This is a genomic window from Acinetobacter sp. WU_MDCI_Abxb74, from assembly GCF_025513915.1.
GTDB lineage: Bacteria > Pseudomonadota > Gammaproteobacteria > Pseudomonadales > Moraxellaceae > Acinetobacter > Acinetobacter calcoaceticus_C.
In genome coordinates this window covers 494,496-510,136 of sequence record NZ_JAHPRP010000001.1, presented here as the reverse complement: position 1 = coordinate 510,136, position 15,641 = coordinate 494,496, and the positions used below count along the sequence as shown (strand labels likewise).

The window sequence follows — 15,641 nt, the reverse complement described above, 5'->3', positions numbered from 1 at the left end:
AGGATTTTTTTGTATTATAGTGCCTTTTATGTGAAATGCATCACATTTTTATATAAATTTGTTAGATAAGCTACACTCTCTGTGCTATTAGCCTCGTTAATTTACTTGATATTTCATTTAAATTAATAAGTCTAAAATTTTGTATACAGTTATTTTTTTAATTACATGATCATTTAGTTCATTCAGTAATTTTATACATTAAATTTAACTAAACAGTAAGCCATTAATTTAAAAAATAAAATTTAGATTTAATTAGCAAAGAAAAAGTTTTTTTATTTTTAGGTTTAGAAAAGAAAAAATTTGATATGCAAAAAATGCATAATTAACTTGATAAATGCATTAGAAGTGAAGCATTTCGAAATCTAATATGAATTATCTACTCTACTAATTCGAAGTTTAATGATGAACGCTGAAATTACCACCCGTATTGAGAAGGATCTTATTGGTTATAGAGAAATCAATAATAATGATTATTACGGAGTTCAAACATTACGTGCTCTAGAAAACTTTAACTTAACTCAAAGCAAAGTTGGAAATTTCCCTCATTTAATTAAAGCGTTAGCAATGGTAAAACTTGCTTGTGCTGAAGCGAATCATAATCTTAAAAGCTTAGATCAAACTAAATTTGAAGCAATTGAATATAGTTGTAATCAACTTATTCGCGGTAATTTTCATGATCAATTCCCGATCGATATGTTGCAAGGTGGTGCTGGTACTTCAACCAACATGAATGCAAATGAAGTATTGGCGAATGTTGCTTTAGAATATATGGGACACGCAAAAGGCCAATATCAATATTTACACCCTAATAATGATATCAACATGTCACAGTCTACAAATGACGTGTACCCTACTGCAATTCGTTTAGGCTTATTATTAAATTTAGACGAATTGAATCTCCCTTTTAATAACTTAATTTTAAGTTTCCGTAACAAGTCTCAAGAATTTGCTCACATCTTAAAAATGGGTCGTACTCAGTTGCAAGATGCTGTACCAATGACATTGGGTCAAGAGTTTGGAGCTTTTGCAGTAACCTTACAAAAAGACCTTGAGCAAATTAATACGCTTATTCCAAATGTTTTAGCTTACATGAACCTTGGTGGCACAGCGATTGGTACAGGCATTACCACTGAATTTAACTATCGCGAACTTGCGATCCAAGCGCTTGCAAAAATCTCTGGTAAGAAAATTAAGTCATCTCCTGATTTAATCGAAGCAACTTCAGATATGGGCGATTTCGTTCTTTTATCCGGTTTATTAAAACGCACAGCAACTAAGCTATCGAAAATTGCTAACGACTTACGTTTACTTTCAAGTGGACCCCGTACCGGCATTAACGAAATTAACCTAGAAGCACGTCAACCTGGTAGTTCAATTATGCCAGGTAAAGTAAACCCAGTTATTCCAGAAGCGATGAACCTTGCTTGCTTCCAGATTATTGCAAATGATTTAGCTGTAACTTTAGCCGCTGAAGCTGGTCAATTACAGTTGAATGCAATGGAACCACTTATTGCATTCAAACTATTTGAATCGATGGATTTGCTTGGTAACGCGATGACAATGTTCCAAAGTAAATGTATTGATACGATTACGGCGAACCCTGAGCATTGTAAAGCTTTAGTTGAAAATTCAATTGGTATTGTGACTGCACTTAACCCATATTTGGGTTATGAAACTACAACTCGTATTGCTAAAACTGCAAACGAAACTGGACAAAGTGTATTGGCTTTAGTTCAGAACGAAGGCTTATTATCGGCACAAGTGCTTGATGATATCTTGTCGATTAATAATATGGTTAAACCAAAAATGTCGGCTTAATTCCTGAAATAAAAAAAGGAGCTTTTATAAGCTCCTTTTTTTATTTGTTTTATAAATTTTAAAAATTAAAAGTTGTAGAGAATTGAGCTGTACGAGGATTACCCAAGAATAAGTAGTCATCGCCCATAAATGCGCCTACATCACGCCAATATTTCTTATTAAATAAGTTATCAATATTGAGTCTAAACGTCGTGTCATGCCCAGCAAAATTTGTTTTATAGGCAGCACCAATATTAAAGACGCTATATCCACCTACTTTTGCAGTTGCCTCTTTGTTTGCATATTTACTACTACTATATTGCATACCACTGAGTAATCTTAAACCTTCAACTGAAGGTACTTTATAAGATAACTGAGCAGTTGCCCGTACTTTCGGTACATTTTGAGTTTGATGACCTTTGTAGCTGTCACTATCAATATCAACAAGGCGAGATTTGGTATAGGTAATACCTGAGCTTAGGTCAATGGTATCTGTTAATGCACCTGTTAAACCTAATTCAATACCTTGATTGTGCTGTTCACCTTGCTCAATAAAATCGAAAGTTCCATCGGCATTGACTTTGCTATATTGATTATCCTGTTTTAAATCAAAAATAGCAGCTGTTAGCAAGAAGTTTTGTACTTGTTGCTTAATACCAAGTTCAAATTGTTCAGAATTTCTAGGTGATAAAATTTCAAGAGCATTATTAGCAAACCAAGGTGCTTCACTACCATCCGATAAACCTTTGGCATATGAAGCATAAAGATTAGACGTAGCAGTTGGGCTATACATGAGCGCTAATTGTGGTAAGAACTTATTTAAATCCGTATCTCGGCTTTGCTGCCCATCTGAATTATAAGCTTGCTCATCAAGGTGAATAAGTTTTCCACCTAGTAGAGTTGACCATTGATCGTTAAATTGAACTCGGTCTGATAGGGTAAATGCAGTCTGATTGCTTTCTAGAGCTTTGTAACGATCGCCTAAGCTGTCTGATGATGGACTGTAGTCAATCGTATCTTGATAGATATTGCCTGTTCCTACCGCTACATTCAGAGGTGTATGGTGCTTTAAGGTTTTATAAGTATTTTGTAATTCGAAAGCAACTTGATGCTGAATGTTGCCAGTATTGAATTGACCATTTAACCCAGCAGCAAACTGGTTGGTAATACGTGTGTCATCTGGGCTACGAAAATCGTAAATATCGTAATTACCGTGTTTATCAAAAGTATTGCCTAAACCAGTAACTTCACAATTATCGTTATAACATCCCCATGGGAAAGCACTATTATCATCAATCACAACACGGCTTTGCGATGCACTTAAGCTGCCATTCCACTGATCGTTAAAGGCATATTGATATTTCAAGCTTGAATTTACGCTGTTATTTACAACAGGCTTGCTCCAAGACTGATAACCCAATAAACGGTCTGCATCAACATTTGTTGGCACTTGCCCATCAAGCAGTTGATAGCCCGGCACTGAGCGTTGGCTTTGATGCTGAGCTTCAATATCAAACAGTAGTTTAGAGCGATCATTAATTTTCCAGTCTAAAGCAACCGAACCGAACTCACGTTTACCATTTGCATGATCGACATTTGGGTGAATACTTTCATGAGCTAAATTTATTCGATAGCCAAACTTATCATTCAAAAAGCCGCCTACATCCGTTGCAAATGTATAACCACCTTCTGAATTTGCATCGACGGTAATACTCTTAACATCGGCAGGTCTTTTGGTCACATAGTTGACAACACCACCTGGAGTCGACATTCCACTTTGAATAGCAGAAATTCCTTTTAAAATTTCTACTCGCTCTTTATTTTCTAAAGCAACGTTTTGTTCACCACGAATGTTATGGCCATTAATGAGATAACTTGAGCCTAAATCGAGTGTAAAACCTCGAGCCACAAAATTAGGATAGTACCCAATTGCAGCGTAGCCATCCCCTAACGATGAATCATTTTTAATAACATCAGTCAGTGTTTTTGCGTGTTGATCTGCTATGCGCTCAGATGTAATTGTTGTGATGGAGGCAGGAATTTTTTTAATATCGCTTGTTTGAAAACCAGATAAATCAACTTTTTTTGAGGAATACAAAGCGTCAACGTTTTGGGTGGCATTGACGGTAATAGTTGGGAGCTGTGAAACCTCCGCTTCATTTGCATAGACTACAGATGTCATCAGTGCAATAGATGAAGCCAATGCTGTTTTAGAACATGTTATGAAGTGAAGATTTAACGAGTGTCTGTCCATTGAATAACTACCTGCCCCTACCGTGCATAATATAAGTGTGCTAAAAGTCGGAGATCTTCCATATTTTTAGCCTCGAAAGAATACAGGGACAAATATCCAGAAACAACAAATTATATAATTTTTAGATCAACTGAATTTTATGTAATAAAGCGTGATCATTATATGAATTTTATTTATTTTCTTTGAAATTGAGACTATAACTTTTTAAGTATTACCAAATAGTCAAAATAAAACTAAGCTCAAAATAGGACTAAAACTAAGGAGGAATACAATAACGCATATGGTTGATAAATTAGATGTTTGATTTTAAATAAAGTTTATGGTGCGATGATCATCTAACAAAATTAAGGAAATGTTCGATAATCGATAAAAATATCTTTAAATCGAACAAAAGATCATACAATCACTAGAATGAAAATTTAAAATTATAAAAAATGCATGGAGAGGAATTCTAAGGATGTGCTCAGGATTGAGTGATATTTAAAAACTCATGCTATTTCCTGTTCAGTACACCTAAAAATTTCTATTTTTTCTGCTAACTGACGGAATATATATGACATACACTAAGGAAGAAAAACGTAGCAGAATACGCGGTATTGTTGGTGCGGCCTCTGGTAACCTTGTTGAATGGTTTGACTTTTATATCTATGCAGTCTTTGCGGCTTATTTTACACAAGCCTTAACTGCACCTGACATGGATAGTTCGACCAAAGCTATTTATGTCTGGGGTGTATTTGCTGCAAGTTTTTTCATGCGTCCTATTGGTAGTTGGATATTCGGGCGCATTGCAGATCGACATGGTCGAAAAAAATCAATGGTCGTTTCTATTTGCTTAATGGCATTGAGTTCCTTTTTATTTGCAGCCCTGCCCACTTATGATCAAGTTGGCTTATTTGCTCCTTTTCTTTTACTCGTTGTCCGCTTACTTCAAGGTTTATCTGTAGGTGGTGAATATGGCGCCGTAGCAACCTACATGAGTGAATTAGGATTAAAAGGTCAACGTGGTTTTTACTCCTCTTTTCAATACGTCACACTCTCTGGTGGTCAATTACTGGCAAGTTTGCTCGGCGTAATTTTATTAACGTTTTTGAGTGAGGAACAATTACTTAATGGTGGTTGGCGTATTCCATTTGTTATTGGTGGTATTGCTGCAATTGTATCTTTACTCGCTCGTAGTCGCTTAGAAGAAACGCTTTCTCATCAAGACAGTGAACGTGCGGGATCAGGTAGTTTAAGAGAACTCTTTAAAAAACACTGGAAAACATTCTTATTGGTGGTTGGTTATACCTCTGCTGGTTCATTAACTTTTTATGTTGAAACCGTTTATTCAAAAACCTATTTAACGAACTTAGGTATGGATGGAAAAACCGTTGGTTATATAATGACCTTCGCGTTGTTTGTCTATATGTGTGCTCAACCTGTATTTGGTTCAATTTCCGACCGTATTGGGCGACGTTCTTCAATGTTGGCTTTTAGCTTATTATCTGCGATTTTTATCTATCCCGTTATGGCAATCGGAATGCCTAATTATATAGATTCGCCGATCATCATTACCTTGCTCCTCATTTTTATGATGTTGATCTTGAGTTTCTATACATCTATTAGTGGTTTAGTTAAAGCCGAAATGTTCCCTCCATATGTGCGTGCATTGGGCGTAGGATTTTCTTATGCAGTAGGTAATGCCATTTTTGGTGGGTCGGCACCTTCGGTTGCATTACAGTTTAAAGCTGCTGGAATTGAAAACACCTTCTTCATCTACGTCATTGTTATGCTCATTATCTGTTTCTTATGTAGCCTCGCGCTTCCGAAAAAACCAGATTATTTAGAACATGACCATTAAATAAATGAGATGCCTTTTGTCCCAAGCAAAAGGCATCCTTAACACTTAACAAACTCTTTTAAGAAAACCCAAGGATAAATTCCTTTGTCATGTCCATCACTAAAACAGATTTGGGCACCATATCCTTGATCAAACATTGCGGTAATTTCAATTTCCGCCTGTTCAATTTCTATTTGTTTTATTCGTTTTGATCTGCAAAAACCGCAAGGACAAATTTCTCTAAGATGTTGGTGGCTCAAGCATAGGCTTGAACCATCATTCCAAATAAAATGAACTTGTTTATTTAAAATATCTACACGGATATCAGGTCTGGTTTGCATACTTCACCTCACCAATTTGATTTAATCCAATACGAATAGCTTTTCGGACTTCAGGATCAGAATCATGTTGATGCTGTTCTAATAGCATTTGAGCTTCTTGTGTGCCAATTTCCCCAAGTGCTAAAGCAACTTCTTTACGTAAATTGCTAATTTCATGTTTAAAATTAACTGCCAAATCTGCAACTGCCAAACTCGATTTTAACAATCCCAAACTGCGTACAGCTGCTATTTGTACTTGCCAGTAAGGATCCACTAATGCCTTAATTAAGGGTGCTTCAAGTTCGGAAATACGTAATTTCCCAATAGTTAATGCAGACTCCACTCTTAACTGCCAACTTTCAGCATTTAGTGAATGATTAAGTGCTTGAATCACATCAATTGATAATTTTTTACTATAAGCCAAACCACCTGTTGCAATACGTCGTACTTCGTCATCTATATCTGTTTCAACAATTTTTGCCAATATGGTAATGGCTTGGTCTTGTTGCAACCAGCTTAAAGCACTCACAGCTTCACGGCGTACAAGAATATCTTGATGCTGTACCAAAGCTGATATTTCTGCAAAGAATTGCTGCGCTCGTAAAGGTTTTAAAGCGCGTAAAATTGCGCTTTTTACAAAAGTATTTTCATGCTGTAAATATGGTGCAAGTATATCAGCTGATGCAGCTTCTTTGATTTCACTTAAGCTCTGACTTGCTGCTTGACGAACATCAGCATTTTCATCTATCAATGCTTGAGCAAGCACATGTAGGCTTGCTTCATCTTCCCAACTTTCTAGTTTTTTAGCAGCTTCTTCACGGACCAAAGCGGAAGGATCATGTTTTAATGCATCATGTACCCAAGGCAATAAATCTGGATTTTCTTCATCACCAATATTCATTAAAGCAACAAACCGAACCTTTTCATCTGGTTGATTTAGCTGGGCGAGAAATTCCTGATTATATTCATCTTGGTCGTCTAAGGTTTGATAATAAAAACTCATTCGTATTCCTTGATTTGTGCTTTCTTTCCAAGCCCTAACGGGTTTAAGCGACTCAACTCTTCTTGTTGAGTGGCTTCCTTTAAAGTTTGCATGCAATGTTTTTTAATGGTTGTAAATTCGCTACTCGTAACAAGTTCGATATCACGTGGACGTTCAAAATCAAGGTTGATTTCCTCAATAATTCGGCCCGGTCTATGACTCATAATCAGTACTCGATCTGCCAGAAAAAGTGCTTCATCAATATCGTGGGTAATAAATAAAACTGAAGTTTGAATTTCTTGCCAAATTTCGAGCAATAGCATTTGCATTTTTAAACGGGTTTGAGCATCAAGTGCTCCAAAAGGCTCATCCATTAATAAGATTCGAGGCTCATTAATAAGTACTCTCGTAATTTCAACCCGTTGCTGCATACCGCCAGAAAGTTCGGCAGGAAATTTGTGTTCAAATCCTTTAAGCCCAACCAGATCAATCATCTTTCTGGCTTGTTCTATACGACTATGCTTACTGATTCCTTTCATCTTTAAACCAAAAGCAATATTTTCTAAAACGCTTTTCCAAGGGAATAAAGTGTGTTGCTGGAAAACCAAACCTCTGTCCGGATGCGGTTCAACAATAGACTCATTGTCGACTGTTAAAGTTCCTGAACTAATGGGTAAGTGTCCTGCCAAAGCCCCTAATAATGTTGACTTTCCACAACCTGAAGGCCCTAATAAACAAATAAACTCACCCGGTTGTATTTCAAAATTGACCCGATCTAATGCTTGAAAGCGATTTTTACCTTGCCCTAAATGTAGTGATAGATTTTGAATGCGCACATGGCCTTGTGTAATTGACATTTTAAGACTTCCTCAATTGATACCATGGGGTAAATCGATTTCCAATCACACGGACTAAGGTACTACTGAACATACCTAATGCCCCGATCAGTACCATACCAACTACAATATTGCTGTAATTTTGCAAGGTGAAAGATTCCCATGTGAAATAACCAATTCCGTGTTGGCCTGAAATCATTTCAGCGGTGACTAAACAGAACCAACAAGTACCCATTCCAATGGATAAACCCGTAATAATGTTGGGTAATGCACCCGGAATAATGACTTCACGGATAATGGCGAGATCAGAAGCACCTAGACTTTTTGCCGATGCAATTAATCTTGGGTCGACTGCACCGACACCATGGACTGTGTTTAATAGAATCGGAAATAAAGCGCCAATAAAGGTAATAAAAATCATGGAAGCTTCTGATGATGGAAAAATCAGAATCGCCAAAGGAATCCATGCAACTGCTGGAATTGGGCGTAATACTTCTAATGGCGGCATTAAAAATGCAGCGATTTTTTGATAACGTCCAGCCAACAATCCAATGCCTACACCAATTAATGCAGCCAATAAAAAACCAATTACAACTCGAAAAATACTAGATTCAACATGTTCAAATGCTGTGCTGAGTTGAAAAAACGACCATAGCGCATGGATGACATCTATAGGTGTCGGTACATTGCTAAAGTTCACAATACCTAAATTTATTTTAAACTGAGCAAGTCCTTGCCAAGTTACTATCCAGAAAACTATGGATGTAAAAGCGATTCCATAATTTTTAAAATGTGTTTGATATGACCTCAACACCTGAAAAAACTTGAGTAAAAAAATGCTTTGGTTCTTGGGTTTTGTCTGGGCTAAACTACTCATTCGGCACCTCCTGCTCATTAGGTAAAACAACATCAACCATGGGTCACGAGCTGAATGGCTTTAAAGTCATATACTTTTCCACCTTGTTGTTTAGCCCATTTTTCAGCATCATCTTTTAATAAAAAGGCCTGCACTTGACCTGCTTTATCTGTGGCGTACCATGCCAGATTGGCAAGCAACTTAATGTCGGATTGATGATCTTGGCTATAAACCACACGTACGGTTTTTCCTACCGCTTGAATTTTCTTTAAATCAGAAAAAGCATGCTCAGGTGTTTCATAACTACGAACCTTTTCTTCACCCTTTACCCAAATTTGAGTAATCCGATTAAACGTTTTGATAGGTTGACCAGTTAAAGCATCATTTGCGACTAGAGGTAATTTTGCATAATCAGCAAGTTGTTGGCTGTAATTGAGTCCAGAAGCCTGAAATGCTTCTTTAATGTATTGGTCATCAATAAATTTATTTACATCGAGACTACCATCGTTTTTGCCTAGAACTTTTAAGGTATCTATGGCAATTTGGGTTGCTTTTCGATATTCAGGTTTCCAAGTCAAATCACGAGTTTGTAGACCTAATGGTCCATGAAACAGATAGACCACCTCGGCAGGAATACCCGTTTTTTCTGCAATCAGTTCACTATATTTTTCAGGTTGTTCCCGAATCAGACGATTTGCTTCAATAGTCGCTTGTAAGTAAGCTTTTATGACTTCTGGATGTTGCTGTGCATAATCCTTGCTGGCAAGTGAGCCATGAAATGTCGGTGATTTTGCTTGTGAACCATCATAGATTTTTTTAGCAAAACCTTGGTAAGCAAATAACTCTCCAAAGGGCACAAAGTCAGCATGCGCAGCAATCTTATGACTTTTTAATGCAGGTCCTGCCACTTCAGGAGCCTGAGCAATCACTTTAATATCTTTATCAAGTTGCCAGCCCTCAGCTTGAATGGCACGAAGTAACAGTCCATGAGCAGTTGAAGCAAAAGGTACAGAAATGGTCTGCCCTTTTAACTCTTTTAGGGATGTTACTTTTGAGTCAATAGGAACAACAATCGCATTACCACTGCCATTAATACTGCCGGATAGAGGCGCTAAAAAGATGCTTTCTTTTCCGGCCTTTTTAAATGCGGCTAAATTATTAACAGCAGGAAAGTCAGCCATTGCACCTAGGTCCAAACGTCCGGCTACCATTTCACTGGTTAGTGGTGCCCCAGAAGTAAAGTTTTTCCATTGAATATCGTATTTAACATGCTTGTATTGACCATCTTTAGGTAAATATTTAGGCAATAAATTCAATTCACGAATGAGTAATCCACCTGTTGCACAGTTGATGGTCGTGTCTTGCGTACCAATCGCTACCCGAACAGTTTCACTTTTGCTGCCACACCCAATAGTGCCGAGGACAATAGCGCTAATTAAACTGCTCAGTAATAATTTTTTATTTCTATCTTTCATTTTATGTATTCCAAATTAATTATTTGAGTAAGTATGGGATATTTACTTTGACTGCATCCGTTGGGCAGTCCTTTTCACAAGGCATGCAGTACCAACATTCATCAAATTGCATATAAGCTTTTTGAGTTATAGGATCGATTGCCAATAAGTCCATTGGACAAACATCTACACAGACTGTACATCCTTTATCAGCAATACATTTATCTTCATCGATAATGACGGGAGCAATAGTACGGTGCTGAATTTCTTTAAAAATAAAAGCCATTGTTTGAGTTCCTGATTTATTTAGTCTGTAAGAGCAACATCTTTTTGAATGCGTAAACGGTCATAAGACACAGCTTCATCTTGATTAATCGGAACCACATAAGGCTCAATTGTTTTTTTGAAACTGGTCATGTTGCCGTTTTCATCTTTTTTCAAATGTGCATGACAGAACCATTCCGAGTTATTCTTCTGAGGAAAATCTGCACGATAATGATAAAGGCCCCAACGGCTTTCTTGTCTAAACAATGAGGCTCTGGCCGCCATTTCTGCACAGTCTCGAATAAAAGATACTTCAGCGGCGCGCATGAGTTCATGCGGGTTTTGTGCAGAAATTCGGGCAATATCCTGTTTTATTTCTTCAAAACGTTTAAGCCCAATTTCCATTTTTTGGCGCGTTTTAGGTGGCTGCAAATAGTCATTTACAAAACGGCGCAGCTTATATTCCACTTGTTCTGCGGGTAAACCTTCAACGCAATTAAGTGGAGCAAAGATTCGTGCTTTCTCTGCCTCTATTTCAGTTTGGTTCAATTCACTATCTACAATTTCGCTCACATATTGTGCTGCGTTTACTCCAGCAAACCAGCCATAGGTAAATGCGCCAAGCATATAGTTATGTGGTACGGCAGCCATGTCTCCTGCACTATATAAACCTTTAACTGAAGTTTCTGCTTTTTCATTTACCCATACACCAGAAGCACTGTGTCCACTGCAAAAACCTATTTCTGAAATATGCATTTCCACCATATCTTGACGATAATTGGTTCCTCGGCCTTCATGAAAACGTCCACGGCTTGGGCGCTCATTGGTATGTAGAATCTCTTCAATGGTTTGAATCGTTTCTTCAGCCAGATGATCTACCTTTAAATAAACCGGACCGTTACCGCTTTCCAGTTCTTGGTAAAATTCCCACATCATTTGACCACTCCAGTAGTCACATTCAATGAAACGTTCACCTTTACTATTGGCTGTATAACCCCCTAAAGGACCTGTCACATAGGCACAAGCTGGACCGTTATAATCTTTAATCAGCGGGTTGATCTGGAAGCATTCTAAATTGGCCAGCTCAGCTCCTGCATGGTATGCCATGGCATAACCATCGCCAGCATTGGTTGGGTTCTCATAAGTTCCCATTAAATAGCCTGAAGCTGGCAGACCTAAACGCCCTGCTGCACCACAACATAAAATGGCAGCTTTAGTCTTAATGACATAAAAATCACCACTACGGCAGTCGAAACCTAATACCCCATTAATCGCACCTTGCTCATTTTTTAAAAGTTTGGTCGTGACAATCCGGTTATTGATTTTGACTTGAGCACGTTTTAACTGACGATATAGAACCTTTTTTACATCATGGCCTTCAGGCATTGGTAAAACATATGCGCCCATGTGATGTACTTTTTTTACAGCAAACTCACCCGTTTCATCTTTTTCAAATTTAATGCCCCATTGATCAAGTTGTTGAATAGTTTTAAAACTGTGTTTGGCATATGCATATACAGTTGTCTGGTTAACCACTCCATCGTTGGCAATCGTAATTTCTTTGGTGTATTGCTCTGGTGTTGCATACCCCGGAATAATGGCATTATTAAGCCCGTCCATTCCCATTGAAATAGCACCACTACGCTTTACGTTAGCTTTTTCAATCAGTAAAACTTTTAAATTGGGGTTTTCCTGTTTTGCTTTAATTGCTGCCATTGGCCCAGCAGTTCCACCACCAATAACGACAATGTCATATTCAAGATATTTAGTTTCCATGGTTGTATATTCCTTATTTTATCTCTGTTATTAACGATGAATACGTAAACGGTATTGGAACGTATCACCTGAAAAATAGAGATATTCATAGTCAATCGGTTGCCCATTTGCATCGTGGGTCAAGCGTTCTACGCGTAATATAGGTGTACCTAACTCCACTTGGAGTAAAGCCGCTAACTCTTCATCAGCTACTGTGGCATCAATGCTTAGATCAGCATGCCCCAGTGGGATACCGCACTCTTCTTCGAGGGCTTTAAAAATATCGGTAGTACGTAAATCAATCGCTTTCTCTTTAAGTTTTAGCCCAATATGTTCTGGTAAATAGGTCAACTCATAGGAAACCGGCTGGCGGTTTAGCAAACGAACACGTTGAATTTCATATACATTGGCTTTAACAGGTAGTTTCAATTTCGGTACGACATGCACAGGAATTTGCTTAAGCTCAGCCGAGATAACCCTGTTCAAAATTTCATGACCCGCAGATGACATTGCTTCAGCAAAGCCTTGTAAATTTGAGATGTTCTGGAAGGTTTTTGGCTTACTTACAAAAGTTCCTTTGCCTGGAACTTTGAAAATGTAGCCCTCTAACTGTAATTGAGTTAATGCCTGACGAACTGTAATTCGACTCACACCAAACTGTTCAGCAAACTCATTTTCAGATGGAATTTGGCTAAGAACAGCATATTCACCATTTACGATTTTATTGAGAATGAGTTCCCTTAACTGATCGTAAAGAGGTTTATGATTTTTTGAATCTTGGGGGAGCTGGCTCATGCTGCACAACCTGTTATAACAACTTGAGCAAATAATGTATAAAATGTTTCTGTAGTGGAAATAATTTAAAGCGATAACTTTAGTTGAAAATATAATTTTTATTAATTTCAAAGTGTTGATATACATAAAAACGTAAGATTGAAAAAATGATCATCAAAAGTACATCTGGCTTTGCTATGCTGTTAAAAATAATTTGGCCTTTCTAAAGCAAATATTTTTATAAATTAAGTTCTATTTTAAAGAGATGGATATGCTACAAAAAGAAGAAACCATCGCGGATGGGCCAGTGGAAAATATCAGTTTCTGGCAAGCTTTTTTATTTTGGTTGAAATTGGGTTTTATTAGTTTTGGTGGACCAGCGGGACAAATCGCAGTCATGCATCAAGAACTAGTTGAGCGAAAACGCTGGATTTCTGAGAAAAGATTTTTACATGCACTTAACTACTGCATGTTACTACCTGGCCCCGAAGCACAGCAATTGGCGACTTATATTGGTTGGCTTATGCACAGAACGGCGGGTGGGCTGGTTGCTGGTATTTTATTTGTATTACCCTCTTTATTCATTTTAATTGGTTTATCTTGGGTTTATATAAAATTTGGAGATGTACCTGTTATTGCTGGAATTTTCTATGGAATTAAACCAGCTGTAACCGCAATTGTATTTCATGCTACTTACCGTATAGGTAGCCGCTCTCTTAAAAATAAATTTTTATGGGGAGTTGCAATTGCTGCGTTTTTTGCCATTTTTGTTTTAAAACTTCCCTTTCCTCTTATTGTTTTATCAGCTGGTATTGCAGGCTACTTAGCCAGTAAAAAATATCCTGAGCTATTTTCTTCAGCAGCGGGTCATAAAGCCAGTCAAAAAGATTATGGCCGTGCATTTATTGATGATGATACGCCCACGCCAGAGCACGCTAAATTCCAATGGTCGCGCTTAGCTAGACTTATTTTTGTGGCTATCGGCTTATGGTTATTACCCATCTTAGCTTTAGCTTCATATTTTGGATGGCACCATTCTTATACTCAAATGGCATGGTTTTTCACTAAAGCAGCTTTGCTTACTTTTGGTGGTGCATACGCCGTTTTACCTTATGTCTATCAAGGCGCAGTGAATAACTTTGGTTGGCTTTCACCTACTCAAATGATTGATGGACTCGCTTTAGGTGAAACTACACCTGGTCCACTGATTATGGTGGTTGCTTTTGTTGGTTTTTTAGGAGGTGTGAATCATGCATTACTTGGCCCAGAACATCTATTTTTTGCTGGAGCATTAGGCGCAGTCATTGTCACTTGGTTTACTTTTCTTTTTTCATTTGTCTTTATTTTTGCTGGTGCGCCCATTATTGAATCTACCCATAATGAAATTAAATTTACGGCGCCCCTTACTGCAATTACCGCGGCTGTGGTCGGTGTGATTTTAAATCTGGCATTATTTTTCAGTTATCACGTGCTATGGCCTCAAGGTTTTTCTGGACCCTTTGATGTTGTTGCGGCTTTAATTACACTTGCAGCATTTATTGCTTTATTCCGCTTCGGAATTAATGTGTTGTATGTGATTTTTGCATCAGCACTGGTTGGTTTAGGTGCTTATCTTTTATAGAAAATTAAACTTGAGTCTTTTAACGTAACTGTGAAGGACTCATGCCATAAAACTGTTTAAAGCGATGGCTCAAATGGCTAGCTGAACTAAAACCACAGACTAATGCAATGTCTTGTAAAGAAAAGTGTGAAGACTGAATTAGTCCTTTTGCCTTCAACAAACGTCTTTGCATAACATATTGGTGAGGTGCCATATTCATAGATTGTTTAAACATATGGGCAAAATGATATTCGCTTAAATTCACAACATTTGCTAAATCAGACAAAGTAAGTGCTTGATCTAAATGATCTTCAATCCAATCTTGAATATATTTAAGTTTATGAGGTGCAAGTCCACCTTTAATGGCAGGCTGTTGCCATTGAACATTGCTATATTTTCGAATTAAATGATTCAGCAATAAACTGGCTGTTGTGCTCATTTGCAAATGATTTGAAGAATCTTGCCAGTCACAATCTAGCAAGAAAAACTGATATAACGCGCGAATCCGTTCGTCATCACTAAATGTAACTTCGTTAAGTTCAATTTGATTAGGTTCTTTGTCCCATATTTTTTCCGCAACATCTCTTAAATGCTGGTCGGTATAATACAAGTGAACGAATTTAAGCCCACCTCGTATATCCCAAGTCGACTCCTGATGTTCTGGCAATAAGCAAAAACGCCCCGGCCCGCCGCCATTTTTCCAGCCCACAGGTGTTTTTTGATAGCTTTCATAACCATCTTGAATATAGAGACTTAAAGTGTGGTGGTCGCTACAGACACTTACACGATCTTGTTGATTAGACCAAAATGCAAGTTGCATATTTTCATCAAGCACCACGGTTTCGTGAAGCTTGGCTTTAGATTGCTGTAGCTGTTCTAAAGTTTGATAGGCCATGCCAATTTAAAACGAATATTATTGAACTTAAGTTA

12 protein-coding genes and 1 pseudogene are annotated in these 15,641 nt (G+C 37.6%); 3 read left to right on the top strand and 10 right to left on the bottom strand.

The window, feature by feature from the left end; genetic code table 11:
• Positions 1 to 399: 399 nt before the first annotated feature.
• The gene (locus KTH84_RS02425; protein WP_262471820.1) at positions 400 to 1,818 is read left to right on the top strand and encodes an aspartate ammonia-lyase; all 1,419 of its coding nucleotides are present in this window, start codon (positions 400 to 402) and stop codon (positions 1,816 to 1,818) included.
• A 58-nt stretch (positions 1,819 to 1,876) separates the two neighbouring features.
• On the opposite strand, the gene KTH84_RS02420 is transcribed toward KTH84_RS02425, so the two are convergent.
• Positions 1,877 to 4,051 carry a TonB-dependent siderophore receptor gene (locus KTH84_RS02420; RefSeq protein ID WP_262471819.1) on the bottom strand — a complete coding sequence of 725 codons (2,175 nt, stop codon included), beginning with the start codon at positions 4,049 to 4,051 and terminating at the stop codon, positions 1,877 to 1,879.
• Between the two features lie 553 nt (positions 4,052 to 4,604).
• Between KTH84_RS02420 and KTH84_RS02415 the strand changes: the two genes are divergently transcribed.
• A complete protein-coding gene (locus KTH84_RS02415) occupies positions 4,605 to 5,891 on the top strand; it encodes an MFS transporter (protein WP_262471818.1) in 1,287 nt (428 codons plus the stop codon).
• A 38-nt stretch (positions 5,892 to 5,929) separates the two neighbouring features.
• Here KTH84_RS02415 and KTH84_RS02410 read toward each other — a convergent pair whose 3' ends face one another.
• The 8 genes and pseudogenes from KTH84_RS02410 to KTH84_RS02375 form a co-directional block, all read right to left on the bottom strand.
• Complete coding sequence (locus KTH84_RS02410) at positions 5,930 to 6,211, bottom strand: DUF971 domain-containing protein (protein WP_262471817.1); 282 nt, start codon at positions 6,209 to 6,211, stop codon at positions 5,930 to 5,932.
• Entirely contained in the window at positions 6,195 to 7,193 is a 999-nt protein-coding gene (locus tag KTH84_RS02405) for a HEAT repeat domain-containing protein (RefSeq protein WP_262471816.1), read from the bottom strand. The genes KTH84_RS02410 and KTH84_RS02405 overlap by 17 nt, the downstream gene beginning before the upstream one ends.
• Entirely contained in the window at positions 7,190 to 8,029 is an 840-nt protein-coding gene (locus KTH84_RS02400) for an ABC transporter ATP-binding protein (protein WP_262471815.1), read from the bottom strand. The genes KTH84_RS02405 and KTH84_RS02400 overlap by 4 nt, the downstream gene beginning before the upstream one ends.
• A 1-nt stretch (position 8,030) precedes the next feature.
• Positions 8,031 to 8,885: an ABC transporter permease gene (locus tag KTH84_RS02395; RefSeq protein ID WP_262471814.1), complete on the bottom strand. Its 855-nt coding sequence runs from the start codon at positions 8,883 to 8,885 to the stop codon at positions 8,031 to 8,033.
• Positions 8,886 to 8,917: 32 nt separating this feature from the next.
• Complete coding sequence (locus tag KTH84_RS02390) at positions 8,918 to 10,339, bottom strand: ABC transporter substrate-binding protein (RefSeq protein WP_262471812.1); 1,422 nt, start codon at positions 10,337 to 10,339, stop codon at positions 8,918 to 8,920.
• 19 nt (positions 10,340 to 10,358) lie between these two features.
• On the bottom strand, positions 10,359 to 10,604 hold the full coding sequence (locus KTH84_RS02385) for a ferredoxin family protein (RefSeq protein ID WP_005040873.1): 246 nt from the start codon (positions 10,602 to 10,604) through the stop codon (positions 10,359 to 10,361).
• Between the two features lie 20 nt (positions 10,605 to 10,624).
• Positions 10,625 to 12,361 (bottom strand): annotated as a pseudogene (locus tag KTH84_RS02380) (fumarate reductase/succinate dehydrogenase flavoprotein subunit); the annotation flags it as partial.
• Positions 12,362 to 12,388: 27 nt separating this feature from the next.
• Positions 12,389 to 13,132, bottom strand: coding sequence for a GntR family transcriptional regulator (locus KTH84_RS02375; protein ID WP_133973692.1), 744 nt, complete (start codon positions 13,130 to 13,132; stop codon positions 12,389 to 12,391).
• Positions 13,133 to 13,382: 250 nt separating this feature from the next.
• Here KTH84_RS02375 and chrA point away from each other — a divergent pair, with 250 nt between their 5' ends.
• Positions 13,383 to 14,732 (top strand): chromate efflux transporter, encoded by a 1,350-nt coding sequence (chrA, locus tag KTH84_RS02370; RefSeq protein ID WP_262471810.1) that lies wholly within the window; start codon positions 13,383 to 13,385, stop codon positions 14,730 to 14,732.
• 19 nt (positions 14,733 to 14,751) lie between these two features.
• Here chrA and KTH84_RS02365 read toward each other — a convergent pair whose 3' ends face one another.
• A complete protein-coding gene (locus tag KTH84_RS02365) occupies positions 14,752 to 15,606 on the bottom strand; it encodes a helix-turn-helix domain-containing protein (protein ID WP_262471809.1) in 855 nt (284 codons plus the stop codon).
• Positions 15,607 to 15,641: the final 35 nt, after the last annotated feature.